Consider the following 24,522-nt stretch of genomic DNA (forward strand, 5'->3'; position numbering starts at 1 on the left):
GTTCGTAGTGAGCGATTTCTCGCTCAATTTCAAGGGCTAGAGCAGTGCAGCAATTTCAGGAATTGACTCAATGCTTGAATGGATAACTAATACTATCAACTATTTTGGCTATTGGGGAATTACTCTACTAATGTTTCTAGAGAACCTTTTTCCCCCCATTCCTTCAGAATTGATCATGCCACTGGCTGGATTTACAGCAAGTCCATATCAACCAGAAGGGGCAAAGCTGAATATCATTGGTGTGTTTTTTGCAGGACTTTTTGGTTCTGTATTGGGCGCAATTATTTGGTATTATCCGGGTAAGCTTTTTGGCGAAACCCGTTTGAAAGCTTGGGCTGATAAGTATGGTAAATGGCTGGCTATATCCAGTAAAGATATCACCAAAGCCAAAGAGTGGTTTGACCGACAAGGTAAAAAAGCAGTATTAATTGGTCGCCTTGTACCGGGAATCCGCACCTTGATTTCTGTTCCCGCAGGGATCAGCAATATGCCCTTGCTACCATTTCTGTTTTACACAACCTTAGGTAGCGCTGTTTGGGTGGGTTTGCTAACATACTCAGGATACATATTGGGTAGTCAGTATGAACTTGTGGACAAGTACCTTGCTCCTGTATCCAAAATCGTACTTGGGGGTTTTGTTTTAGCATTTGTTTTTTGGATATTCAAGCGCCAATTAAAACGTACTAGAAGATGAAACACGGACGCTTTTGGTTTGAAAGCAGTGAAAGCAGGGGTTACATCTGGCCAAAATTCGCCTACACTATGCCAAATAATACTAGATGTGCGAAGGCATAAGCTTATCGGAGGTATCGCCGGAATTAATTTTTGGCATATTTCTAGCTACACTTGACGCAACCTAGAATTTCTGGTTGCTCGCATTTTTGTAAGATGAGCATGACAACTTTTTACAGTTAAGTTTGAACTAGGAGCTTTCATGACAGACCAACCTTCCGCCGCTAACCCGATGAATAGTGCTGCTATACCCATGAATAGGCAGCCGTTAGCATCGACGACTCCCATAAATGCTGTTAATAATTCTTCCATTACCAATCCCAACAAGGCAGGTGGTGGTTCTGGGAAAACTATTCTCAGTGTTGATTTAGGCAGAACTTCCACAAAAACTTGTGTGAGTCGTGAACCAAACAATGTGGTGTTCGTACCTGCCAACGTGAAGCAGATGTCAATAGAACAGGTACGCGGCGGTGTTTTTGAAGCCAGGGCTACCGACCCCTTAATGGATTTGTGGCTAGAGTATCAAGGAAATGGATATGCTGTTGGTCAACTGGCAGCAGATTTTGGAGCGAATTTAGGAGTTGGACAATCTAAGGTAGAAGCTGCACTGGTAAAAGTGTTGGCAAGTGCTGGGTACTTCAAACTCAAAGACGATATCTCAGTTGTACTAGGTCTGCCTTTTCTTTCCTTAGAGCAATTTGAAAAGGAAAAAGCCCAGTTGATTAGCCAAGTAGGTGGCCCTCATGTGTTGAACTTCCGAGGCGAATCTGTGTCGCTGAACGTCAGTAAGGTATGGGTAATGCCAGAGGGCTACGGCAGCCTACTGTGGTCTGAAGCTCAACCGAAAAAAAGCCCTGGCAGTCCCGATTTTACAAAAATATCGGTAGCGATCGTCGATATTGGACATCAAACCGTCGATCTTCTGATGGTAGATAACTTCCGTTTTGCCAGAGGTGCTTCTAAGAGCGAAGACTTCGGTATGAATAAGTTTTATGAATTGGTGTCCGCCGAAATCGAGGGAGCAGATAGTCAATCTCTAGCGCTGATTTCCACTGTTAACAAACCCAGAGGTGAACGCTATTACCGTCCTAAAGGTGCTAGCAAGCCCACCAACCTAGACGATTTTCTTCCCAACCTCACAGAGATGTTTTCACGCGAAATCTGTAGCCGCGTGCTAGCCTGGTTGCCAGAACGCGTCACCGATGTGATTCTCACTGGCGGGGGTGGTGAGTTCTTCTGGGACGACGTTCAACGTCTGCTCAAAGAAGCAAAGATTAATGCTCATTTAGCAGCACCTTCCCGACAGGCGAATGCTTTGGGGCAGTATATTTATGGAGAGGCACAATTATCCTCCAATCGCGCTGCTAGGGCATAAAGCTGATGTTCCAATGGTCAAAAAAGGTAGTTAAATCCGTCACGTTCAACCCAGAGCTTGCTGATGAAAGCTTGTTAGCGCAAGTAGAAAGTTATTTGGAAAAACAACCAGACAAGACTTTCAGTGACCTCTGTAAAGAAGCCTTGTGGCAATCTTTATGTGTACCGGCTGTACAACCTGCTCCACAAACAGCAGCAACAACACCGATTGAACAACAAATTGGTGAACTGCAACGTCAAGTGGCTGGACTTGAGGAACGTTTTTTTGCCAAGGGATCTAATCGTTTGGAGGCGATGGAACATCATCTTCTGCAACTTTCTCAACAAGTTGCACAATTGGCGCTCATAGTCAACGATCGCTCGTTCATTCCGTCTCCAAGTCAATTAGAAGTAGTAAATAATACTTCTTATACTGTTGCTACCCCTCCTCAAGAGGTTGACCCCGTAATCAGTCGCCTTAGTCAGTTTCTCGATGATTTTTAAGGAACAATCAGGTTTATGAGCAGTTTTTGCTCATGTTAACAATCCTTAATAGTATTCACTATTAAGGATTATTAATGTTTATATATAAATAATAAAAATATTGAGATTTGTGTATGTTGGCGTTGGTAATGAAACTCCAGTGCCTAATCTCCCAAGAGTTGCGCACTCAGATACCCAAATCCCGTTTTTAAAGATTGCTTGGGGAAATTTAAATTTCAGGCTTCGTGCGTAAGTCTTAATTTGTCAATGCTCAGAAAGCGGTTTTTCATCATAAATTTATCTTATTACCATAGCTTTAGTAAAAAAGTTAAATAAGTTTTCATATTTGGGAACAATAAACTCACTAAAGTGCAGGTAAGTAGGATAAAAGCATTGACTGATGAAACTACGGAACTGTTGTATCCCTCTGTTGGAAAGTTAGTTCAAGAGATTGTGGCCGTTAATCACGCTTGGAAAGTAGCTTGTGAATTGTTTGGACAAGATTCGCACTTATCTATTTCTTCGCGGGATTTAAAAACTTGTTTGCAAGTACGTTTGTTGCGAAGCTATGCACCAAAACAAGTTTATTTAATTGAGGACAAAGAAGCAGAGGGTGAGCCGCTTTACAGCTTACGTCTCCGAAAATGTATAGGAAATCGCCTTTATGCAGAACATCTTCCAATGCGGATAGCTCAAGAAGTTCTTACAGTTCAAGAATTAGAGGAATTCAAAAAGACATAACTCAGATAAACAACAGGGGTGCAGCATGGAAATAGCAAAAGTTTGGGGCATTATTTGGCATAATGAGCCTTTTCATTGGGCAATTGCTTTTGTGTTATTATTCGCAATTCTTGTCGAGCTTTACACATTATGGTTGTATTGGCTATTAGAATGTGGCACAACTGAAGCCACAATTAAATTTTTGAATAATTTGAAAAAGGATAAAAATGTAAAGCTTTCAAACAAAGTCCGCAAATGGTTAGCAGAGCATTTAGGAACCGATGATATAAGCAGAATAAGAATTAGTCAACAAGCGCAAAAGGATGGTAATTTTGTACTTGTAAAGTATCCATCTGTCTTAACCCATCCAACACCTCGTAGTTCCTTACGTTTCGTGACAACCTTATGTACTGCCATTGGTCTTTTAGGAACCTTTTATGGTATACAGCAGGGACTTCAAGGAATTAATTTATCTACAGAAAATACCCAAGAATTGATGACTGCTAGTAAAGAGCTACTGGTGGGAATGAAAACAGCTTTCTCCACCTCCATGATTGGGCTTGGTTCTGGTAGCTTGTTTACTCTAGTTTTGTTTGGGTGTGATTCGCTACGGCAGAAACGGCGTGATAGTTTGCGTCAGAAATTGAAGGTGATCGCCACTTTAAAAACGGCAGATAATGCCAATCATGAAATAGCTGAAGCACTTGGTCTTGTAGCAAAAAATTTGACTGGGCTAAAGCAATTAAATGCAGAAGGCATTGGTGAAGCTGTAGGTAGGAGTATTGCAGAACAGTTTACAGGTTTAAATCAGTTGTCAGCCCAAGCTATTGGTAAAGCTGTAGGCCAGCAGATGTTCCCAGCCTTGGAAGCAATATTCAAAGAACAGAAAAAACTTCGGGAACTCCAAGAAAATCAGGGACAGAAAGTTTTAGAAGAACTCATTAAGGATCTGCGAATTCAGGTACTTGAACCTATTGCAGATCGATTAGATAAAAGTGCTGAGTTAACTCAGCAAGCTTCCACCGCAGTTCTTATACTGCATAAGGAACTCGGTGGTATCTCTCAAAGTTTGGCAAGTTCTATCCTGACAATTCAGAACTTTCAAAAAGAGACTTTGGTAGAACTTCAGGGATTTGCTAACAATTTGGGAGACATTCTAAATCAATTCCAAACAGATACAAAAGGTGTTTTACAACAAACAGCTCATGAAATTAATCGAGCTGTAGATCAGAGTATCCAGGGAATGACAGCCCAGCGAAGTGCTTTTGAAGCTAGTGCAGTGCAAGCTGCTGCTACCTTCAAAGGAATTCGAGAAGAACTGCAAACAGCGCTACAAGAACGCGCAGCAGTAGAACAGGAGATGCTTCAAGGATTTGCCAACAATATGGGACAAACTTTGAGCCAATTCCAAACTGAAACTACGGGAGTTGTACAACAAACAGCCCATGAAATTAATCGAGCTGTAATTCAAAGTATTGACGGAATGACAGCCCAGCGAAGTGCTTTTGAAGCTAGTGCAGTGCAAGCTGCTGCTACCTTCCGAGGAATTCGAGAGGAACTGCAAACAGCGCTACAAGAACGCGCAGCAGTAGAACAGCAGATACTTCAAGCTACTCGGACTGGAATTATCCAAATTCTCACCCAAGCAAATACAACTTTTCGTGAGCAAACTAATACTCTAACAACAGTGGGCGATCAAGCTTCTGGATTGATGAATGATGCGAAGGATAATCTTCTGGCTACTTTAGGAAATATCGACGCAACACTCACAGCCACCCGCCAAACAGTAGAGGAAGATTTGACAAGATTCCGGCAAGAATATCAAGCGAATTTACAGACATTCTTTCAAGAACAAAACTACTTACTTGAGGGGACACTAGGCAAACAACAGGAAGGATTATCTGGGGTTGTGAACAATCTCGATCAAGTCTTCAGAGAGGAATTTGGAAGACGTAGTAAATTGACTGGAGAAGTAGACAAAAGTATGACTAAAATTCAGGAGTCTGTCGAACAAATTAACAGATTAGTTAGTGCATCTGGATTAAACGATGCACAACGACTAATGCAACTACAAGAGCTCGCTCGTGATATTGGTGAACAAGTGCAAAGAGTGGACAATTCATACAGAAATTTGAATCAAAAATTTGACAATAGCCTTCAGTCTTGGCAGGGTCATCTTGAAGTTTCTATGCAAAGGACTGTTGACTCACAGTTAAACTTTTTCCAGCAAGCAGATACTTCTATGTCTAGAGTTTGCGGACGTTTACTACAGACAGCAGAAGTGCTGGCTGCTGCACATGATAACCGCCAATTTAGTAATGGTGGAAGCAATCATGGATGATTTTATCAGAGGTGAAATTGATGCAGAGATTATAGAGGATGATGACTCTAGTATCTATCTGTCTATTGCCGATATGATGTCTAGTTTACTAATGTTTTTTGCGTTGCTATTTATCACAACACTACTCCAGCTTGCACAAAAGGATGCACCAAAACGGGTAGTAATTGGTAATGTTGTGGGACAAATGAAAAGCAACAATATCAATGTCAAAGTCAACCCAGAAACCGGGGATGTCAGTATCCAAGAATCAATTCTTTTTGCCAAGGGAAGTACAGAACTGAAACCAGAAGGTAAAGCCTTCCTACGCAGCTTTATTCCTGTTTACAGTGGTGTTATTTTCTCCAAACCCGAATTTGAAAAGGAAATTAGCCGCGTAGTTATAGAAGGTCACACTAGCTCAGATGGAGACAACAAAACCAATCTACAACTGAGCTTATTGCGGTCAGCATCAGTTTACAAATACATTTTCTATGATATGAATTTCCCTACCAAAGCACCTTTAAGCCAGAAAATATTAGCTGCTGGTCGAGGAGAAATTGAATCTGATAAGAAACGTGATAATCCAGGCGATCGTAAAGTAGTTTTCCGTTTTCAGTTTCGCAGTGATGAGTTAAAAAAAGATATGGTAAAAACCTCTCTTTAAAGGAGAAGCAATCTTGAATTTTCAGTTTTCCATTCCTTCTCTACCTAAAACTCCCCAGTATAGCCCTAATCAACTTATTCAGCTTGCAATTAACTTACCAGATATAACAATATCAATACCAAGTGTTGATAAAGTATTGGAAGTTATTGAACAGGGTAAAGCCGATGAAGTAAGCAAATTAGACTGGGTTTACTGCATCCATGCTAAACCACAGTGGGATCAGCAAAATATTGACCGATCCTGCAAAACATCAGCAGCTATTTGGAAGGTAGCAATTTCTAACTTCTGGTTGCAACATCAGTTATTGTGGCGTTTAGCTCTTTACTATGGCGATCGGCAAGAACAGGTGTTAGCACAGTCTCTAGTTGAATCTTTTGATGTCTTTGCTAATTCTGACTTAATTAGTCAGCTCTTACCAGTTAAAATTATTAAGGCGCTTCGCACTACACAAGCAGGTAGAGAACTGGCGAAAATTGCTTGTGAAAAGCGTGTTAATCGAACTGGATTGTTAAACAACATTCGAGACTATTTACCTGTTTGGATTCCATTATTCACTGATTTTATAGAAGAGATAACCCCATATTTTACTACAATTAGTTTTCCAAATCATCAGCAGGTTAAATGGCTGTTAATTTGTTTAGATGAAATGTCAAATAGTCAGCAAATCAAGGCTGTTAATTATTTGCTAACTAATGTTTCCAATGATATAGCAACCAATCATTCATTACTGGTTGATTGGCTGCGAAACAACTATATAAATGGTGAAAATTGGTATAAACTTTCAGATCCAGCAAGGCAAAAACTTCGAGACTGGATTGGAGGTATCAATTATGGTGATTTCCAAAAGTTAGTAAATCTCATATTGAACAGGCTCGATTTACAAAACTTTGAGTCAAATCGGCTATGTAGTCGCAGGGACTTTTGGGCTAATTACAGTAACCGCTTTGAACGCCTTCGCATCTTGTTACCGAAAACATCACAAATTGCCATAGGGTATCAAATTCAAGGTGATGTTGATTTACTAGAGGATGATGGTAGCGACCCGACAGAGGTTTGTATATTCGATTTTGGTGAGTGGTTTGTAGTCGAATTCTTTCGTGGAAGAGGTAGTGAGACGCGCCTGTTTCCGAAAAATTCTAGAAATGAGCAAATCCTTTTTGGTAAATCAACACTTTCAGTCAAGCGGATTCGTTGTCTGGGTGGCGATAAGCACGATCATGTTTATCTTTGGCAGGTACAGGAATTTTCTCCCACTTGGCTTAAAAATCATGGAATTCTGCCTAATCCAAATACCCAGCCTTCCAGAAACCCTACAGCATATCAATTGCAAGAGCGACAACACAAGCTTGAGCGCTGGAAAATAGAAATTGAACGTATAGAACGGGAAGCTAGAGCCTACGTGTGATGTTAGAAATAGTATTTGAACGCGATGTACAACTTCATACTCTCACCTCTCTGGTTACACCATTTTAGTCTTGCCACACCACTACTTAAGATTTACCATTTCGCTTTGAAATAGCACAGTTACTTATGCTGTTGACTGTTGATATTAAATGTGAACCGTCAACAGTCAACAACCAACACGAAAAGATGTGCTGCGTATGTGCCATAGCTTATCACTAGTAAATGTTAATACTATATTCTTTTTTTACTTTATACACTGTATAAATGATAGAATCCTCAAGTAGAAAGTTAGGATACTTAGATGCCAGTTGTAGCTAACTCAATCAAGTTTGGTACAGACGGCTGGCGGGGCGTTATTGGTGACGAGTTCACCTTTGAACGCCTAGCCCTGGTCGCGCCAGTCGCCGCAAAAGTATTATATGATACGTATTTTTCTAAGGTGGGTAGCCGGACAATAATTGTCGGTTACGATCGCCGATTCATGGCCGAAGACTTTGCTCGTGCTGTTGCCGATACTGTCACCGCTGTCGGATTTGATGTGCTACTGAGCGAGAGCTATGCTCCAACCCCAGCTTATAGTTGGGCAGCAAAACAACTTAATGCTTTAGGGGCACTGGTAATTACAGCCAGCCATAATCCAGGTGCATATTTGGGTTTAAAAGTCAAGGGTTATTTTGGTGGGTCGGTGCCGCCAGAAGTCACAAAAGAGATAGAAACGCAGTTGTCGGTGGGAGTACCACTAGCAGCTACCCCAGGTAAGCAAGAGAAATTTGATCCCTGGCCCAGTTATACAGAAGCATTAGAAGGTAAAGTTGATATTGCCAAACTTCGAGAAGCGATCGCCTCTGGCAAACTAACGTTATTTGCTGATGTCATGCATGGCGCGGCTGCCGGTGGATTGGCGAAACTACTAGGCAATCAAGTCAAAGAAATCAACAGCGAACGTGATCCCCTATTTGGTGGTGGTGCGCCGGAACCATTACCAAAATACCTTTCAAAGCTATTTGAAGTCATCAAGACTCACCGAGAAACCGATAAATCAGGTTTAACAGTGGGGTTGGTATTTGATGGAGACTGCGATCGCATTGCAGCCGTGGATGGAGAAGCTAACTTCTTAAGTTCCCAAGTATTAATCCCGATATTAATTGACCACTTAACCTTAAGGCGCGGCTTTACTGGTGAAATAGTCAAAACTGTTAGTGGTTCCGACTTGATGCCGCTTGTAGCAGCACTACATAACCTGTCAGTATTTGAGACAGCAGTTGGTTATAAATACATCGCTGACAGAATGTTAGTAGCAAAAGTGTTGCTAGGTGGCGAAGAGTCGGGAGGAATCGGCTATGGCAGCCATATTCCCGAACGCGATGCACTGTTGTCAGCATTATACGTTCTAGAGGCGATCGTCGAATCTGGTTTGGATTTAGGTGAGTATTATCGCCACTTGCAGAAACAAACAGGGTTTAGTTCAGCATACGATCGCATCGATTTACCCTTAGCAAGTATGGAAGTGCGATCGCGTCTTTTGCAACAACTGCAAACCCAACCCTTAACGGAAATTGCCGGGTTACCAGTGATTGATTGCCAAACAATTGACGGCTACAAGTACCGCCTCGCTGATAAAAGCTGGTTAATGATTCGGTTTAGCGGTACCGAGCCAGTTTTACGCTTATACTGCGAAGCCCCGACAATTGAGCAAGTGCATCAAACTCTTGCTTGGGCGAAACAGTGGGCGGGGTAAAATTAGTGAGGAGTTGAGAGTTAGGAGTTATTAATTCCTAACTCATAACTTCTAACTCCTAACTAATAATTCGTAATTCATGACATTACTTGTAGTAGCTACAGGAAATCCCGGTAAGTTGCGGGAAATGCAAGCTTACCTGGAAAATTCTGGTTGGGAATTAACCCTAAAACCTGAAGAATTGGAAATTGAAGAGACGGGCGAAACCTTTGCCGCCAACGCTTGTTTGAAAGCGTCACAAATTGCTAAAGCTACAGGAAACTGGGCAATTGCTGATGATTCGGGCTTGCAAGTAGATGCCCTAAATGGCGCACCAGGAGTGTATTCTGCACGTTATGCCAAAACCGACTCAGAACGGATTGCTAGGGTATTGAGGGAATTAGATAACGAAGTCAATCGGCAAGCTCAATTTGTTTGTGCAGTAGCGATCGCTCGTCCTGATGGTGCGATCGTATTACAATCTGAAGGTATTTGTCGCGGCGAAATTCTCCATACACCGCGTGGTGATGATGGTTTCGGCTACGATCCAATTTTTTATGTGCAAGAGTTGCAATTGACCTTTGCTGAGATGACACGGGAGTTGAAGGGGTCAATTAGCCATCGAGGTAAGGCTTTTGCTGCTTTACTTCCCCAACTATACACATTGTCTAGTCCTGAGTCCTGAGTTAGGATAAAAAACTGATTTAATAAATGAAAAGCTATCTGAGAATTAGTAGTTTTGGCGTTATTGAATAGTCAGACTAAATATAGCAATTAAGGAAAATATAACAAAGGCTTGTGGTATCAAAGTTAAAAGTGATTTACCACAAGTTTTTAAAGTGCAAATGCTGTTTACCTTTATTGTGCAGTTAAGCAATTATCTCCCTAAGTTTTTGAAGAGTCGCTTCAGACCATTTATTTATGCAGCTGGTTTTTCCAGCAGGAATACAGATATGGTAAATTGGATTGTTACGTAAATCTAAGATTTTTATTCTCTGAAGAACATCATGATTCCGTATATTTAAAACTTTGGCTAGATGAGTACATGTATAGGGATAATGTTCTTCTTTAGGAAGGCTAATTGCACTCAAAGCAATATCTGTATTATCGAGATTAGTTGTGACTCTTAGAGGTTGTTTGAAAAGTATTTTTCGTAACATCAAAGTTTCGGAAACCTAACACAGTGGGACCCCCTTCCCTACGTTCGCGTAGCGGCACGAAGTGCGGGAATGTTTCCAAAAGGTTTCAAAGTCTGAAATATGTTTAGAAGATAAATTATATAATTCTGCTTCAACTAAGGCTGAGTCTTTAACACGGAATAAGGGTAGCTTAACAATCGCATTCAAGGCAACAACTCACAAGTTTGAATTAAGCTAGATAAGTATAAGTTCAGATTTCTTCTCGTCTACAGTTTCAAAGTAAAATTTTTCACCTTGCTCTATACGTTGCTCAATTAGCCCCATCATCCGTAAAGCTTGCCGTAACACCGCTGACTTATTCATATCCTTTTTTTCACTAAGACTATTTAGTAGCTCAAGTTCAGCATCCGACAAGTTAAGCGTGATTAAAGTTTTTTTGCTCAAAACATCTTTACCTCTGTTTTTATATATAGATTATATATCAAATTTACATAGTACATATGTCCTGTATCAAGAGTAAAGCTAGTTTTTGTCGTAGTTTGTAGCCAGTAGGATATGAGAATATGCCTATATATGACTTATTGAGTCATATATAGGCATATAGTTCAGAAACTTATCAGCACTCAAACTGCTTCTGTATTCTTTTCCCCGGTACGAATCCGAATCACTTGTTCAACAGGCGAGATGAAAATTTTACCATCGCCGATTTCACCAGTGCGGGCAGCGGCAATAATTTTGTCCACTACCATATCAACCTGATTGTCGTCAACTACGATTTCCACTTTGAGTTTTTGGAGAAACTCAACCGTGTACTCAGAACCGCGATACCGTTCAGTTTGGCCTTTCTGCCGTCCGAACCCCCGGACTTCAGAAACAGTCATGCCAACGATACCAGCGTTAACTAAGGCAATTTTTACCTCATCTAGCTTAAATGGGCGGATAATAGCTTCTACTTTTTTCATCTTCTTAACTCCTGACTTCTACTAGCTTCGTTTATATATCTAACCAGATCCGCTGTCTGAAGCTGTAACTAGTAGTGCTTTTCCTAAAACATATGTAATAATTACCACTTTTTTAAAATGTAGATGCTTTGCCTAAGGGTTTGGGACATGAGAAGCGGCAAGGATTTATAAATTGGATAATCTTTGAGGTTTTAACATAAAGAAGTTGCTGTCAAGTTAGCATTTTTTATAGCTTTTACAATCTAAAAATAAATAAATTCCGTCATTTGGCAGATATACTCAGATATTTAAAGAGTGATTGCAGAGAAATTGCTCGGTAGCCCGAAACCCTGCTGCTGCTAGCTGTGGGAGTGTCGACTAACGTTTCTGATGTTCAAACAAGGGACGCACAACGAAATATCCAGCACTAAAGGCAGTAAGCATAATTAACAAGATGGTGATAATTAACCACCAGCCATTAAGTCTCTTGGCATCTGGCTCAGTAGTGGAATAATAACTTACTTGTTGCTCTTCTATAAAAACTGGTTCTGGTATCGGGAAATTTCTTTCCATTAGAGGTGTAGAAAAGTTTTGGCGGTGGCTTTTTTTGGGTGGGGCTTTGGGGATAACAGGTGGAGATGGGCGAGAAACCTGCTGAGGTGGACGCGCTTGGGTTACTGGCTGTTTGGCACCACTTTTCACGTAGCCAGGAGCTTGGGGGACTTGGTGATAACTAGGCGTAGCATGGGAATCCACAAACTTTTGCAGGTGAGAAAAAGACTCAACAACTTTGGCAATTTCTTGGCGTAATAGTTGATTTTCTTGTACTAATTGCTGATTTTTGGTGGTGAGTGCATCTAGCCTCGCCTGTGTTGCTTGCAACTCTGTTGACAATTCCCTGTATACAGATAATGGTACAGAGGCAGGGTGGGCTTGAGTAGTCGGTGTTGGCGAATTTCTGTGAACAGAACCTATGGTTGTTCGCATCGGGGGCTTGGTATTAAAAATCAAGGTAATTAGATCGTACAGAGATGCTAACAGAGATAGTCAGCCCTGAAACTATGCCCAAGAATAATAGAAAAATGCCGAAAGGGCAAAAATTTCTTATTTACATTTTGGATATGGTAAGTAGTCAGTAGTCAATAGTTAGTCAACAGCTTGATAACTAACCACGAGGTTAATTTCGTAACAATGGGAAGAAGTGTCCTACAGGGCCTTGCCCTTCGCCAATATCTAGGGCGTAAGTGAGTGCAGTAGTGACATACTCCTTTGCCTGTTGCACCGCTTGCCACAAGTCTTTTCCCTTAGCCAGATTAGCAGCGATCGCAGCCGATAGGGTACAACCAGTGCCGTGGGTATTTTTTGTCTCTACTTGCTGGCAAGTCAAAACTTCCAATTTGTCCCCATCAAACCAGATATCAACACCACGCATATCTCCCTGCATACCTCCGCCCTTAACTAAAACAGCCTTCGTCCGTAAAGTCTTGTGGATAATTTCAGCAGCGGCTTGCATATCCTCCAAGGAATTAATTTGTAAACCGCTCAAAATCTGGGCTTCATAGCGATTGGGCGTGATGAGAACTGCCTTAGGAATCAGGGCATGGCAAAGAGTCTTCACAGCATCATCATCAATCAATTGTGCCCCCGTACGTGACACCATTACTGGATCAACTACTAAATTATCGATTTGTAAAGCTTCCACCTGCTGGGCGACAGCAAAGATAATTTCCTGATTGAGCAACATTCCCGTTTTGGCAGCTTGTACGCCAATATCGTCAACTACTGCCTGAATTTGCGCCACAACAGCCTCTCTTGGCATGGCATCAACCCTGCTCACTCCTAGAGTGTTTTGTGCCGTGACGCAGGTTATAGCGCTAGTACCGTGGACGCAGTGAAAAGCAAAGGTGCGTAAATCAGCTTGAATTCCTGCGCCGCCACCGCTATCTGAGCCAGCAATGGTTAAAGCAACGGGTATTCTGGAGCTTATTTCAGTGTTCATAGTTATGAAGATTAAGTAAGTTGGCGCAATCAAACCAAAATATCTCAAAGATTGATGAACTAGGCTAAAACCCTCTTCCTTCCAGCCTGCTTCCTGATCGCAACCACAAAAATTTACGACAATCTGACTTGAAAGTGCTGTTAGCGGTAGCGGGGCGTTTGGTAAAGAAGGCATCGCTTATTTCAAAATTTTTAGAGAAACTTCATCAAATCCTCTCACAAAGCGCTCTCCACTCCCATATCACTCTGGAAATTAACAGGACTCCACTAGGGTGCCTCCGTAGTTTTTAATTATTGCTGTAAAAAAAATAACTATATTCAGAATATTCACTGATTTTGTTTGCCTATACAAAGGATAAATTTAATACATAAGTTCACAAGGCTCAATTACACCGTTTACAACAAGTTCAACTAAGTTGTTACATTTAGTTCCCTTAAGTTAAAGGGTAAACCTATTAAGGTTTCAACCAATTCAACTTTGACCACTCAAAAAACGCAGAGATGACAGGAAATATCTTTGGCTTTGCGCTGCCTTGTCTGCGTGCAAATTGTTCGATCACCCTTAATAAAACCCTGACGATTGACGGTATCGATACCCCTGGTTTAACCATCAACGGTTGACAGAATAAAAATTTTTCAGTTTGACAATAGCGTTTCTAAGACCAACGCGATTTCAAATCGCGATCGGACAACTGTGACTGTCTTGAATAGTCCAGACAAATAACCCATTCAAATAACTACTTAGCAACTGAGTTTGTTGCTGAGAGTGTACTACCAATTGCCCTTATATATATTCGGAGTAAACCTATGGCTGGCAAAACATACTACGTTTCTGGAACAGGCGATGATAAAAAAAATAATGGCTTGAAGGAAGGAGAGGCATTTCGCACCCTCCAAAAAGCCGCAGACTTGGTGCAGGCAGGTGATACCGTCTACGTCATGAATGGTACTTACACCTCATCTTCTGCTAATATCCTGAGTATTGGAAATAAGCAGGGTAGGGCTGATGCGCCGATCACATTTATTGCATATCATGATCAAAAACCTGTTATAGAAGCACACAGCAACAATTGGAATGCTATATCAATTACAGGCTCTTCATACGTAGTAATTGATGGCTTAACATTGGTAGGAGCACGAGATGAAATTACAAAAGAATATGCGCTCCAACAACAAAAAATTTTGGATAACCCAGCAACAGCTGGAAATGGTATTAACATTAACAAGAGTAGTCCAACTCAACGGTCACACCATATCACAATTAATAATAACAAGGTTTCTAAGTTTCCAGGAGGCGGGATTGGTGCAGGAGAAGCTGATTATATTACAATAACAAACAATATCGTTTCTGGAAACTCTTGGTATTCACCCTACGGAACTCAAGGAATCACAGTAGGGCATCTTTGGAACTCAGATAATAATGTAAAAGATTACAAAGTAATTATCCAAGGAAATACTTCTTTTGATAATCAACAATTAGTCCCTTGGTATCAAGCAGAACAAATAACTGAGGGTCATGGAATAATGCTTGACACTTCTTATATTGGAAATGTTGCCTACACAGGGAAAGCCTTAATCAGCAACAACTTAATTTACAACAATGGTGGGGCAGCTATTCAGATTTACAAAGGAGAAAACCCTGTAGATATTGTAAATAATACAACTTACCACAACTCACAAATAATCCCAAAGGGAGAAATTTTTCTTAACGGTGCTAAAGATGTTCGGGTCTATAACAATATTATGTATGCAAGAACAGGAGGGTCTACCGGCGACATCATTTATTCTAGTAATGTTTCATTTAACAATAACCTTGCTTACAACGGAAGATTTAATGCCCCAGGATCAAGAAATATTTTAAATAAAGACCCGTTGTTTGTTGATGCAGCGAATGGTAACTTTCGGCTCAAACTTGGAAGTCCTGCGATCGATACTGGTTCCGATGCCTTCAATAGCATCACTAAAATTATTCCCCAGGATGGCGATGGTAATGGCATTGTAGGGACTGATATTGGTGCATATGAAGCTGCCCGCAGCACCATTCCTACTCCAGAAATTGAAGTTCTCAATGGCACAGTTGATATTGCAGATGAGAGCACCAACCCCATTGATTTTGGTGACACCACTGTTGGTAACACCCTGACCAAAACCTTTACTATTAAGAACACTGGTGTAGCCACACTCAACTTGAGTAATCTCAATCTTCCCAACGGATTTAGTTTGGTGGGAACTCTTCCAGCTAGCGTGGCTGTTAATGCTTCTACCACCATAGCGGTGGCACTCAATAGCACTACACCCGGCACCTATAGTGGCAACTTCAGTTTAAACAACAACGATAGTAACGAAAGCCCCTTTGACTTTGCTATTAGTGGCACAATTAAACCCGCTCCTGCTCCAGAAATTCAAGTTCTCAATGGCATATTTAATATTCCAGATGGCAATACCAGCGCCATTAACTTTGGCTACACCACTGCTGGTAACACCCTGACCAAAACCTTTACTATTAAGAACATCGGTACAGCCGCACTCAACTTGGGTAATCTCAAACTTCCCGACGGATTTAGTTTGGTGGGAACTCTTGCATCTAGCGTGGCTGTTAATGCTTCCACCACCATATCGGTGGCACTCAATACCATTAAAGTCGGTAGCTATGGTGGTAGCCTCAGTTTAGACAACAACGATAGTGACGAAAGCCCCTTTGACTTTGCTATTAAGGGTACAGTTGGACCTGCTGTTGCCATAAAGGGTACTTCAGGAAATGACCAACTTTACGGAGGTGACCCAGACGATCAGATTTGGGGAGAAAGTGGTGATGATCGGCTTTACGGCAATGGTGGCAATGACGTGCTTTACGGCGATAACGGTAACGATACCCTGTTCGGCGGTCTTGGCGATGACCAACTCTACGGGCGTGCAGGTAACGACTGGCTTTACGGTGGTAAAGGTAATGATGTGCTGACTGGGGGCTATGATAATGACACCTTTGTATTAGCTTCTGGTGAGGGCACGGACACCATTACTGACTTTGAACTGGGTAAGGACAAGATTGCGTTGTCAGGTGGTCTCCAGTTTGGTCAATTGTTGATACAAAAACAAGGAAGTCAAGCCTTCATTGTGGATAGTTCTGACAATCAAGTGTTGGCGAAGTTGGATGGGATTAATGCGACAACGCTTTTAGCTCAGGCTTCTACAACTTTTATAACTATAAGTTAATTGTGTTTTCCAATGACCAAGCCTCGTCACAGCGGGTATAAGTGTGTAGGGGAATAATTAAAGAGAAAAGATTTAGTATTGAGCACCTAAATTGATTTTATGGGGTTTCTCTCCACTTTAATCCCTGTCAAAGTGACCGCAACTTTTATTCACTTAGGGAGACAGATTTACCCCTCGATATCGCAGATATAACGACAGTGACAGCCACTCAAACTGCCGCCACCCATGATCGCACACATGGACTCCAAACAATACAAGTTCTTCATCAATGATCGCTCCACTGGAAACGCTCATTTCCCTTGAAGCCTTTTAGCAAGAATAGTAGAAGCCCCACATCCCGTCTTGTGATTGTGGGGATGCCAGACGAGAACGACTGTTACCCGTCTACAGCCCAGAATGAATATCGGTCATGGCTCGATATTCATTGCTGGGCTGTTTTGGTTGTTGATATATTTTTTAAGCTTTGATATTGTTACACCACCGCAACTAACCACACAAACAAATAAAAAACATCCCATTGCAAACGGACAAGGTGCAAAAGGGGAAGAAGTTGCAATAATTTATTTTTTGCAGTTCCCAAATAACTACTGATTTTGTTGCGATCGCAAATCTTCTAATACCCCCTGTAAAAACTTACCCCATTCCGCCGCCAAAGGGATTTCTGTAAATGGAACGCGCACTGAATTAGTAGATTCGGAAAATAGAAATTCTAATTCTATGGAACGACCTTTATTGGGTATATTTTCTACATCAACTGATTTGTCATCGACTAAAAGGTGGATTTGTTTGACATCAAGCAAAGAGAATGTTTCTAGTTTAATAGGCCCTTTAGGTGTGGGTTTTCCCCAGGTTAGATTGTTGCCTTTTTGACCTAATACAGCATAAATATCGTACTTAGCCCGTTCAAATTGCTCTGCCCAAGTGCGATAGGCTTCAACTTTTTGATACTCTTTCGAGCCTTGCCATGTCAACCAGAAAAACATTACTAATAGGGGCAACCACAAAAGACCACGTTCCATCGGTTAAAAAAGTCCTGAGTAATGAAGTGAAACTTGTAACTAAAAGTGCAAAATCCACCCATAAAGGATGGAGATAAGCTATGGTAGTGAGCAAACTGGCAAAAAGCGGTGATGAGTTAATATGAGAAAACTTATATTATTGTGCTTGTTTGTCATTGGGCTGGGATCTGCCATATTTGGTTTCCTGAATTTCCAGGGAATGGCAACTAAAGGAGAGTTTGAGACGATTTTGCTTGATTTTCGGGAAGATATTCCATCACTTGTGGTGGAACAGAATTTGCAAGCGATCGCCAAACAGTACAACGTTACACCCCAATTAGACAACAAGTTTTCCAAAAAAGATAATGTGTATATTGTCAAAGGCGATCGCCAGCGACTTCAAGAATTGAAAAAATCTCAATTTACCCAAGTTACAGAATTTATTGAGCCAAATTACATTTATAAAAAGATTCCCCAACCAGGTAAAGCAGCTTGGTTAGGAGAATTTCTCAGACCCCAAGATGATGATGAGACAAGCCCTTCATTAACTGGTCCCAATGATCAATATTACAGCAAGCAGTGGAACTTGCACCAAATTGGCATTGAAGGCGCATGGAGTCAAACTAAAGGCAGTGGCATCACAGTTGCAGTAATTGACACCGGGATTACTAAGGTGCGGGACTTATATGAGACAAAATTCGTCAAAGGCTATGATTTTGTTAACGACCGAGAAGAAGCCAAAGACGATAACGGCCACGGCACTCATGTTGCTGGAACTATTGCCCAAGCCACAAATAACAAATATGGCGTAGCTGGAATTGCCTATGAAGCCAGTCTGATGCCCTTAAAGGTGCTGAGTTCATATGGTGGCGGTACTGTTGCCGATATTGCTGAAGCAATTAAATTTGCTGCTGATAAAGGCGCAGATGTAATTAATATGAGCTTAGGTGGTAGCGGTGAAAGCAAGTTGATGAAAGAAGCGATCGAGTATGCCCATAGAAAAGGTGTAGTTATCATTGCCGCAGCGGGGAATGAAAATACCAATGGGGCAAGCTATCCAGCCCGCTATCCCTATGTCATCGGCGTTTCGGCAATTGGCCCAGATGGGGAAAAAGCACCTTATTCTAACTTTGGTGCTGGGGTAGATATCTCTGCTCCTGGTGGTAGTGAAGCTGGTAAGATTCTGCAAGAAACTATCGACGATAACGGCGAAGGCGTATTTCTGGGCTTCCAGGGTACAAGCATGGCTTCCCCACACGTTGCTGGTGTTGCGGCATTAATCAAAGCTGCTGGCATCAAAGAACCAGATGAAGTTTTAAAAGTCCTCAAGCAGTCGGCGCGAGTTATCCAGGATGATGGTTTGAACTATTATGGCGCTGGACAACTCAATGCAGAAGCAGCAGTCAAACTAGCCTTTGCGGGACAAATTAGTTTCCCAGATTTCTTTCGATGGTTACGAGATAGCGGCTATCTTAACCCTGGCTTTTGGATTGATGGTGGTGCGATCGCACTCTTACCCAAGATTTTAATGGTAGTTGGTTCCTATCTACTGGCTTGGTTTTTACGGGTTTACTTCCCCTTCACTTGGAGTTGGTCTTTATCTAGTGGACTAATTGCCGGCAGTTCTGGGTTATTCTTCCTCAAGGGAATATATATCTTTGACCTTCCCCAGTGGCCTTTCCGGGTTTTGGGCAGTTCAATTCCCGAATTAGGCAATACCCTCCAGGGAACTAATGCGTTCAATCCCCTGTTTGCCAGCGTACTGATTCCCATTGTGTTAATGGCATTGCTGCTGGGACATCCTAGTTGGAAATGGTTTGCCATTGGTTCAACCTTAGGTGTCGCAGCTTGCTTGACGGTAAGTGCGTTTTTCGATCCAGCTGTTTGGGGTTTGGGAAGTGGTCACTTAGCACGCCTTTTCCTCATCACCAATGCCCTAATCTGTTATGGACTTGCTCGTTTAGCATTGAAAAACGAAGAAAAAATAGCATAGAAGGGGAGAGACGCGATTAATCGCGTCTCTACTCCTAACTTTTAATTTCCTATTCCCCCACTTAGCACTGTTTATGAGCATTACACTTACAGGTACAATTCAACGCCGTGATATTGGCACAGGCGCATGGGCTTTAGTCACAGAAGAGGGTGTTACTTACGAAATCCTTAAAGGGGCAGATAAAGACTTACTCAAAGCTGGACAAAAAGCAAAAGTTAAAGGACAGGTGCGTGAAGATATCATGACAACTGCCATGATTGGATCTGTCTTAGAGGTCAAATCTTTTGAGGTAATTAATTCTGATTAGCTGTGGAATTCAGAACCTCTTGAAGACGGCTTCTAAACTCCCCTTTGGGATGACCTCCTTTTACCTCACCCACAATCAGAAATTCTCCTTCTGGAGAATTGCAGATGATGTAAGTAGGCCATCCCATTTCTGATTTATCAGGATACTGAGTTAATAAAATCTTGCGATACTTGCGGTAAGCAGTTGTATCCTGCATTTTCACATCGATAAATTCTAAACCCAGTTCTTCAGCCACCTTTTTGTCATAAAAAGACATTTTGTGGCAAATGCCGCACTCTTCTGAAGAGAACTTAATTACAGCTAAACTCATGGGTTGGCGACTCTTTGATTTTAGGCAAGCTATTTTAGCATAATGCTATGAAATATTACCATATAGCTGGTCATTAGTGTCAATTTAAGGCTGAAATCATGATTTAATATCTTTTCTTCCTTCCCTGCTTTTAGTACGGGAAGGCAATTTTTTGGGAGGCAGAGCCTCCAGTATCGCATTCCCAGGCTGAACCTGGGAACGAGAAATATACAAATGTAGTCGGCGATGAAGGTCTGATTCTGAAGTTGAAAGCAGTGATTGCTGGCAGACAAACAGTTAAATGCGAAAATATAGAAAAAAAATTAAGAATGTGATTAAATATCATAGCAATCATTTTGGTGTGGCATCTCTAGCTCACAATAAAAAGAAAGCGATTCAGGAATTGAGTGAGCAGCTTATGCTCTATCCTGGCAACAGGAGGATACTCAAGGTCTACCAACAGTAGCAACAAGAGTAGTGGTGCATTTCTGTTACATCGGTAGGAAATGCTAGAGCGATGTCTAACGATAAGCCGCTACGCTAAAAAAACCCCCAGTGGGCGTTAGCCAACCAGGGGAGTTAGTTATCAGGGTGCATCTACCAATTAAATGTACTCAGGTTGAACACCATACTCCGGATAAATCTGTACAAAGGTCAGTTATTTTTTTAAATAAAAACCCCCCAGTGGGCGTTAGCCAACCAGGGGAGTTAGTTATCAGGGTGCATCTACCAATTAAATGTTCTCAGGTTGAACACCATACTCCGGATAAATTTGTACAAAGGTTAGTTATTTTTTTAAATAAAAACTCTCAGATGGTGTTATTCTACTAGGGGAGTGAGTTATCAAGGTGCATCTACCAGTAATTTTTTCTAGGGGCAGCAGTATCTTCCTGAGAAAATGGTAAAAATCAGAGTTGATGGCAATGTCTATGACAGGCGTAGCTTGGCAACTAGAAAAAAACGCCCCAACGGGTGTTAGCCAACCAGGGGAGTTAGTTATCAGGGTGCATCTACCAATAATCTTTTCTAAAGTAAATGGGTAGCTAGCGAATAAATTAGCAGAGGTTAAAGTTGTTGTTTAGCCACCAGAAAAAACCTCCAACGGGTGTTAGCCAACTAGGTGAGCTAGTTATCAGGTCACAGCTACCAATTAAATAACCAGTGCGCTGCCTTAAAAAATTGATGCGTCAGAGATGATTGCTGCTTACTTTCTTCATAAAAAAACCCCCAGTGGGTGTTAGCCAACCAGGGGAGCTAGTTATCAGGGTGCATCTACCAATTAAGTGTTCTAGGTTTAACCACCATGTTCCGGATAAATTTATTAGAAAATTGATTGTTGTCGTGTGTCAAAAAAAACAAGAGTGGATATTAACTGAATTAGGGGAGTTAAAGATCAAGGGACATCCATCTACTAATCAAGTATTCTAGGGTTAAGCACTATTTTCTGGTAGAGAATATCTGCGTCAGAAGTTGCTGTTGTTTGCCAAAATTGAAAAAAACCCCCAGTGGGTGTTAGCCAACTAGGGGAGTTGAAGATCAAGGTGCATCTACCAATTAAGTGTTCTAGTCCCAAGTAATCCGATCCGGATAAAGTTGTAAAGGCAAAAAAAGCAAAACAACACCGAATCAGAAACATTCAGGGGTGGGATGCATCTAAGTTATTAGAGGGAGCGAAAAATCGACTTGAAACTCTCGCGTTTCAAACCAGATTTAGGAGGCGAACAAGAGAAACTGTGACCCAGGAATTCCACATTTCGGTAACTCCTGTAGGGCAAAATGACTACTTGGTGCGGACGGAACAAGTCGCGCCTGGGGTGCCATTGGCAGAAGAACTGGTGACTTGGCCTGTAGCTGATTGGTTGATCGCTGCTGGGCATTTGATGAATGACCCGTTGAAGTCGGTGTTGCAAGGAGATCCATTCGCCTCTGGTGGGCACGAAAGCAGTATCGCCAGAAACTCTGTTAACTTGGTGGCGTTGGGTCAACAATTTTATAACGCCCTATTTCAAGGTACTCTCAGAGATAGTTGGATTACCGCCCAAGGTATTGCCCAGAACCATCAACAAGTACTACGCTTGCGCCTGGGGCTAAAAGATACTAGATTAGCTCGTCTGCCTTGGGAAGTGATGCACGCAGGCGATCGCCCTTTGGCTACTGGACCTTATGTGGCTTTTTCTCGCTTCCAAAGTGGAATTTTGGGGGTTTCCCCTTTGCGATCCCAAAATATGCCCACACCATTACAACAAGGTGGTGTAAAAGTATTGATGGTAATTGCTTCCCCCTCAGATCAAGTCCGCCTTGATTTACAGACACAGGAAGCTATCAAACTGCAAGCGGAACTTCAGCGTATACCACGACTTGCTGAAGGTAGCAATCGTTTCCCACAAATTGAACTAACTGTGTTAGATCAACCAGGGCGGGAAGAACTGACGCAAGCTTTAGAACAAGGCAGATACCATGTTCTCCACTACTCTGGTCATAGTAACTTAGGTTCCAATGGTGGAGAAATTTATCTTGTTAGTCGCAGAACTGGCTTAACAGAAATCTTGACTGGGGACGATCTGGCAGGTTTGCTCGTCAACAATAATATCCAAATGGCAGTGTTTAACTCCTGCTTGGGGGCGTACACAGCCGCATCCGATCCTTCTGGAGATACTGGTGAACGAAACTTAGCAGAAAGTCTCGTGAAGCGCGGAATCAGAAGCGTTTTGGCGATGTCAGAACGGATTCCTGATGAAGTGGCACTGACGCTCACACAATTATTTTACCGCAACTTGAGTCAGGGATATCCAGTAGATTTGTGCGTCAGTCGCGTGCGTCAAGGATTAATTTCTGCCTATGGTTCTCACCAGATGTACTGGGCATTACCGATTTTGTATCTCCAGCCAGAATTTGACGGTTTTCTGAGTGAGGAAACTGAGTTATCCGAAAGTGCAGAGTCGCTGAATCAGTATAGTTCGCCTTTAGGGGCAACTTCCACGATGTACTCTGCGATCGCAGACGATACCGAGATGCCTTTAGGAATGGAGCAAATGATCCCTTCTGGTTTGGCACATGACTCTTCTGGGTTGGACTGGCTAGGTGACGATACTTGGGGCGATCTCGTTGATGAAATTGAGTATGATGACCCAACCTATGAAGAAGATTCTGCTATAGTTTCGGATTTATTTCGTCAGTTAGATAACCAAAAAGCTCCAACTGAACCGGATGAACTGATTCGAGAAAATAGTCTTCACCAAAGCCAGGTTTCAGAGGAAATGACTTCCCCAGAAGAGGAAGCAGATTTGTGGGGAGAAGTTCCACCGCCGCCACCTCCAACTGCTGGGAACCTTGAAGGAAATTGGCAAAATTCTGCTGATTTTTTGCGCTCGCAACCAGCCCCGCAACCAGTTCCACCAAGACCTCGTACCCAACGCCGTAAGCTGTGGCCGATTGTGGGTATTATGGGGATCAGTGCCTTAGCAGCTGCGATCGGTTTAAATTGGTGGTGGCAACGACACCAGGTAACTCTACCTAACATACCAGCAATTCCCACCCAGTCTCTACCCATTCAAAAGCAGCAAAATATCGACTTACAGACAGCAGCGACTGGGATTGTCACCACCACCGCCACTGAAAAATTGAGCCAGGGCGACTTAGAAGGTGGGTTATTGGCTGTAGAAGAACTACTCAATCGTGGCGCACTGGCTGCGGCTGAAACTGCCTTAAAATTAATTCCAAATAAACAAGCTGATGATCCATCTGTTAACTTTTACAAGGGACGATTAGCGTGGCAGTCTATGCAAACTGGAGACAATAACTATAGCGTCGATGATGCCCGCCGTTACTGGGAAACTGCTGCAAAAGCTAAACCAGAATCGCCTTTGTATAATAACGCCTTGGGATTTGCCTACTACACAGAAGGCAATCTGAATCGAGGTAATGATTCTTGGTTCAAAGCTTTGAATTTAGCTCTCAAAGAGCAGAACACACAATCAAGATCCACAAAGGCAGCAGTGCCTCAGGATGCTTTAACTTCCTATGCTGGTTTAGCTCTCGGATTGTATAAATCTGCACTTAGTCAATCTAATGGTAAGCAGACACAATATCTCAAGGAAGCGATCAAGTTGCGACAATTGGTAGTTAAGTCTGATCCAGTCAATTTCCAAGTAGATAAATTAGCTAAAAATTGGCTGTGGACGGAGAAGGCGATCGCAGATTGGCGATCGCTCCTTCAGGAAAAAGGTGAAGAACAGTAAGATGTTGTGGTGC

Annotated in this window: 21 protein-coding genes; 14 read left to right on the plus strand and 7 right to left on the minus strand. The window is 42.0% G+C overall.

Going from position 1 to position 24,522, the window contains the following annotated elements:
• The first annotated feature begins 70 nt into the window (after positions 1–70).
• The 9 genes from V7K35_RS22210 to rdgB all read left to right on the plus strand — a co-directional run bounded on the left by V7K35_RS22210 (position 71) and on the right by rdgB (position 10,078).
• On the plus strand, positions 71–694 hold the full coding sequence (locus V7K35_RS22210) for a DedA family protein (protein ID WP_335081669.1): 624 nt from the start codon (positions 71–73) through the stop codon (positions 692–694).
• Between the two features lie 240 nt (positions 695–934).
• Positions 935–2,107, plus strand: coding sequence for a ParM/StbA family protein (locus tag V7K35_RS22215; RefSeq protein WP_335081670.1), 1,173 nt, complete (start codon positions 935–937; stop codon positions 2,105–2,107).
• A gap of 5 nt (positions 2,108–2,112) precedes the next feature.
• Positions 2,113–2,589, plus strand: a complete 477-nt coding sequence (locus V7K35_RS22220; RefSeq protein WP_335081673.1) for a plasmid segregation centromere-binding protein ParR — start codon at positions 2,113–2,115, stop codon at positions 2,587–2,589.
• Between the two features lie 372 nt (positions 2,590–2,961).
• Complete coding sequence (locus tag V7K35_RS22225) at positions 2,962–3,309, plus strand: hypothetical protein (RefSeq protein WP_335081675.1); 348 nt, start codon at positions 2,962–2,964, stop codon at positions 3,307–3,309.
• Positions 3,310–3,334: 25 nt separating this feature from the next.
• Complete coding sequence (locus V7K35_RS22230) at positions 3,335–5,629, plus strand: hypothetical protein (RefSeq protein ID WP_335081677.1); 2,295 nt, start codon at positions 3,335–3,337, stop codon at positions 5,627–5,629.
• Positions 5,586–6,272: an OmpA/MotB family protein gene (locus tag V7K35_RS22235; protein ID WP_335081679.1), complete on the plus strand. Its 687-nt coding sequence runs from the start codon at positions 5,586–5,588 to the stop codon at positions 6,270–6,272. The genes V7K35_RS22230 and V7K35_RS22235 overlap by 44 nt, the downstream gene beginning before the upstream one ends.
• Before the next feature lie 13 nt (positions 6,273–6,285).
• A complete protein-coding gene (locus V7K35_RS22240; protein WP_335081681.1) occupies positions 6,286–7,677 on the plus strand; it encodes an EH signature domain-containing protein in 1,392 nt (463 codons plus the stop codon).
• 300 nt (positions 7,678–7,977) lie between these two features.
• Positions 7,978–9,414: a phosphoglucomutase/phosphomannomutase family protein gene (locus V7K35_RS22245; protein ID WP_335081683.1), complete on the plus strand. Its 1,437-nt coding sequence runs from the start codon at positions 7,978–7,980 to the stop codon at positions 9,412–9,414.
• 79 nt (positions 9,415–9,493) lie between these two features.
• A complete protein-coding gene (rdgB, locus tag V7K35_RS22250) occupies positions 9,494–10,078 on the plus strand; it encodes an RdgB/HAM1 family non-canonical purine NTP pyrophosphatase (RefSeq protein WP_335081685.1) in 585 nt (194 codons plus the stop codon).
• A 688-nt stretch (positions 10,079–10,766) separates the two neighbouring features.
• Here rdgB and V7K35_RS22255 read toward each other — a convergent pair.
• The 4 genes from V7K35_RS22255 to thiD all read right to left on the minus strand — a co-directional run bounded on the left by V7K35_RS22255 (position 10,767) and on the right by thiD (position 13,472).
• Positions 10,767–10,976, minus strand: a complete 210-nt coding sequence (locus tag V7K35_RS22255) for a ribbon-helix-helix protein, CopG family (protein WP_335081687.1) — start codon at positions 10,974–10,976, stop codon at positions 10,767–10,769.
• A gap of 179 nt (positions 10,977–11,155) precedes the next feature.
• Positions 11,156–11,494, minus strand: a complete 339-nt coding sequence (locus V7K35_RS22260) for a P-II family nitrogen regulator (protein ID WP_012410794.1) — start codon at positions 11,492–11,494, stop codon at positions 11,156–11,158.
• A gap of 357 nt (positions 11,495–11,851) precedes the next feature.
• Complete coding sequence (locus V7K35_RS22265; RefSeq protein WP_335081689.1) at positions 11,852–12,460, minus strand: hypothetical protein; 609 nt, start codon at positions 12,458–12,460, stop codon at positions 11,852–11,854.
• A 190-nt stretch (positions 12,461–12,650) separates the two neighbouring features.
• Positions 12,651–13,472, minus strand: coding sequence for a bifunctional hydroxymethylpyrimidine kinase/phosphomethylpyrimidine kinase (gene thiD / locus V7K35_RS22270; protein ID WP_335081728.1), 822 nt, complete (start codon positions 13,470–13,472; stop codon positions 12,651–12,653).
• A gap of 806 nt (positions 13,473–14,278) precedes the next feature.
• On the opposite strand from thiD, the gene V7K35_RS22275 reads away from it, so the two are divergent.
• Positions 14,279–16,684: a choice-of-anchor D domain-containing protein gene (locus tag V7K35_RS22275; RefSeq protein WP_335081691.1), complete on the plus strand. Its 2,406-nt coding sequence runs from the start codon at positions 14,279–14,281 to the stop codon at positions 16,682–16,684.
• 153 nt (positions 16,685–16,837) lie between these two features.
• On the opposite strand, the gene V7K35_RS22280 is transcribed toward V7K35_RS22275, so the two are convergent.
• Positions 16,838–16,978, minus strand: coding sequence for a hypothetical protein (locus V7K35_RS22280; RefSeq protein WP_335081693.1), 141 nt, complete (start codon positions 16,976–16,978; stop codon positions 16,838–16,840).
• A 102-nt stretch (positions 16,979–17,080) separates the two neighbouring features.
• Here V7K35_RS22280 and V7K35_RS22285 point away from each other — a divergent pair, with 102 nt between their 5' ends.
• Positions 17,081–17,275: a hypothetical protein gene (locus V7K35_RS22285; RefSeq protein WP_335081695.1), complete on the plus strand. Its 195-nt coding sequence runs from the start codon at positions 17,081–17,083 to the stop codon at positions 17,273–17,275.
• Here V7K35_RS22285 and V7K35_RS22290 read toward each other — a convergent pair.
• Entirely contained in the window at positions 17,269–17,703 is a 435-nt protein-coding gene (locus V7K35_RS22290) for a hypothetical protein (RefSeq protein WP_334795598.1), read from the minus strand. The genes V7K35_RS22285 and V7K35_RS22290 overlap by 7 nt on opposite strands.
• A 121-nt stretch (positions 17,704–17,824) precedes the next feature.
• On the opposite strand from V7K35_RS22290, the gene V7K35_RS22295 reads away from it, so the two are divergent.
• Both V7K35_RS22295 and V7K35_RS22300 read left to right on the plus strand, forming a co-directional pair.
• Positions 17,825–19,675: a S8 family peptidase gene (locus V7K35_RS22295; RefSeq protein WP_335081697.1), complete on the plus strand. Its 1,851-nt coding sequence runs from the start codon at positions 17,825–17,827 to the stop codon at positions 19,673–19,675.
• A gap of 73 nt (positions 19,676–19,748) precedes the next feature.
• Positions 19,749–19,982 (plus strand): hypothetical protein, encoded by a 234-nt coding sequence (locus tag V7K35_RS22300; protein ID WP_334795600.1) that lies wholly within the window; start codon positions 19,749–19,751, stop codon positions 19,980–19,982.
• On the opposite strand, the gene V7K35_RS22305 is transcribed toward V7K35_RS22300, so the two are convergent.
• Complete coding sequence (locus tag V7K35_RS22305; protein ID WP_273769266.1) at positions 19,969–20,292, minus strand: thioredoxin family protein; 324 nt, start codon at positions 20,290–20,292, stop codon at positions 19,969–19,971. The two genes, V7K35_RS22300 and V7K35_RS22305, sit on opposite strands and share 14 nt — an antisense overlap.
• 1,712 nt (positions 20,293–22,004) lie before the next feature.
• On the opposite strand from V7K35_RS22305, the gene hetF reads away from it, so the two are divergent.
• Positions 22,005–24,509 (plus strand): cell division protein HetF, encoded by a 2,505-nt coding sequence (gene hetF / locus V7K35_RS22310; RefSeq protein WP_335081699.1) that lies wholly within the window; start codon positions 22,005–22,007, stop codon positions 24,507–24,509.
• Positions 24,510–24,522: the final 13 nt, after the last annotated feature.

It is taken from the genome of Nostoc sp., assembly GCF_036917275.1.
Taxonomy (GTDB): Bacteria; Cyanobacteriota; Cyanobacteriia; order Cyanobacteriales; family Nostocaceae; genus Nostoc.

Excerpts from the sequence above, each read along its gene's own strand:
- rdgB (WP_335081685.1), top strand. The coding sequence starts at position 9,494 with ATGACATTACTTGTAGTAGCTACAGGAAATCCCGGTAAGTTGCGGGAA.
- V7K35_RS22285 (WP_335081695.1), top strand. The coding sequence starts at position 17,081 with ATGAATATCGGTCATGGCTCGATATTCATTGCTGGGCTGTTTTGGTTG.
- V7K35_RS22210 (WP_335081669.1), top strand. The coding sequence starts at position 71 with ATGCTTGAATGGATAACTAATACTATCAACTATTTTGGCTATTGGGGA.
- thiD (WP_335081728.1), bottom strand. The coding sequence starts at position 13,472 with ATGAACACTGAAATAAGCTCCAGAATACCCGTTGCTTTAACCATTGCT.
- V7K35_RS22265 (WP_335081689.1), bottom strand. The coding sequence starts at position 12,460 with ATGCGAACAACCATAGGTTCTGTTCACAGAAATTCGCCAACACCGACT.
- V7K35_RS22245 (WP_335081683.1), top strand. The coding sequence starts at position 7,978 with ATGCCAGTTGTAGCTAACTCAATCAAGTTTGGTACAGACGGCTGGCGG.
- V7K35_RS22220 (WP_335081673.1), top strand. The coding sequence starts at position 2,113 with ATGTTCCAATGGTCAAAAAAGGTAGTTAAATCCGTCACGTTCAACCCA.
- V7K35_RS22235 (WP_335081679.1), top strand. The coding sequence starts at position 5,586 with ATGATAACCGCCAATTTAGTAATGGTGGAAGCAATCATGGATGATTTT.
- V7K35_RS22215 (WP_335081670.1), top strand. The coding sequence starts at position 935 with ATGACAGACCAACCTTCCGCCGCTAACCCGATGAATAGTGCTGCTATA.
- V7K35_RS22290 (WP_334795598.1), bottom strand. The coding sequence starts at position 17,703 with ATGGAACGTGGTCTTTTGTGGTTGCCCCTATTAGTAATGTTTTTCTGG.
- V7K35_RS22275 (WP_335081691.1), top strand. The coding sequence starts at position 14,279 with ATGGCTGGCAAAACATACTACGTTTCTGGAACAGGCGATGATAAAAAA.
- V7K35_RS22300 (WP_334795600.1), top strand. The coding sequence starts at position 19,749 with ATGAGCATTACACTTACAGGTACAATTCAACGCCGTGATATTGGCACA.
- V7K35_RS22260 (WP_012410794.1), bottom strand. The coding sequence starts at position 11,494 with ATGAAAAAAGTAGAAGCTATTATCCGCCCATTTAAGCTAGATGAGGTA.
- V7K35_RS22295 (WP_335081697.1), top strand. The coding sequence starts at position 17,825 with ATGAGAAAACTTATATTATTGTGCTTGTTTGTCATTGGGCTGGGATCT.
- V7K35_RS22230 (WP_335081677.1), top strand. The coding sequence starts at position 3,335 with ATGGAAATAGCAAAAGTTTGGGGCATTATTTGGCATAATGAGCCTTTT.
- V7K35_RS22280 (WP_335081693.1), bottom strand. The coding sequence starts at position 16,978 with ATGAGCGTTTCCAGTGGAGCGATCATTGATGAAGAACTTGTATTGTTT.
- V7K35_RS22305 (WP_273769266.1), bottom strand. The coding sequence starts at position 20,292 with ATGAGTTTAGCTGTAATTAAGTTCTCTTCAGAAGAGTGCGGCATTTGC.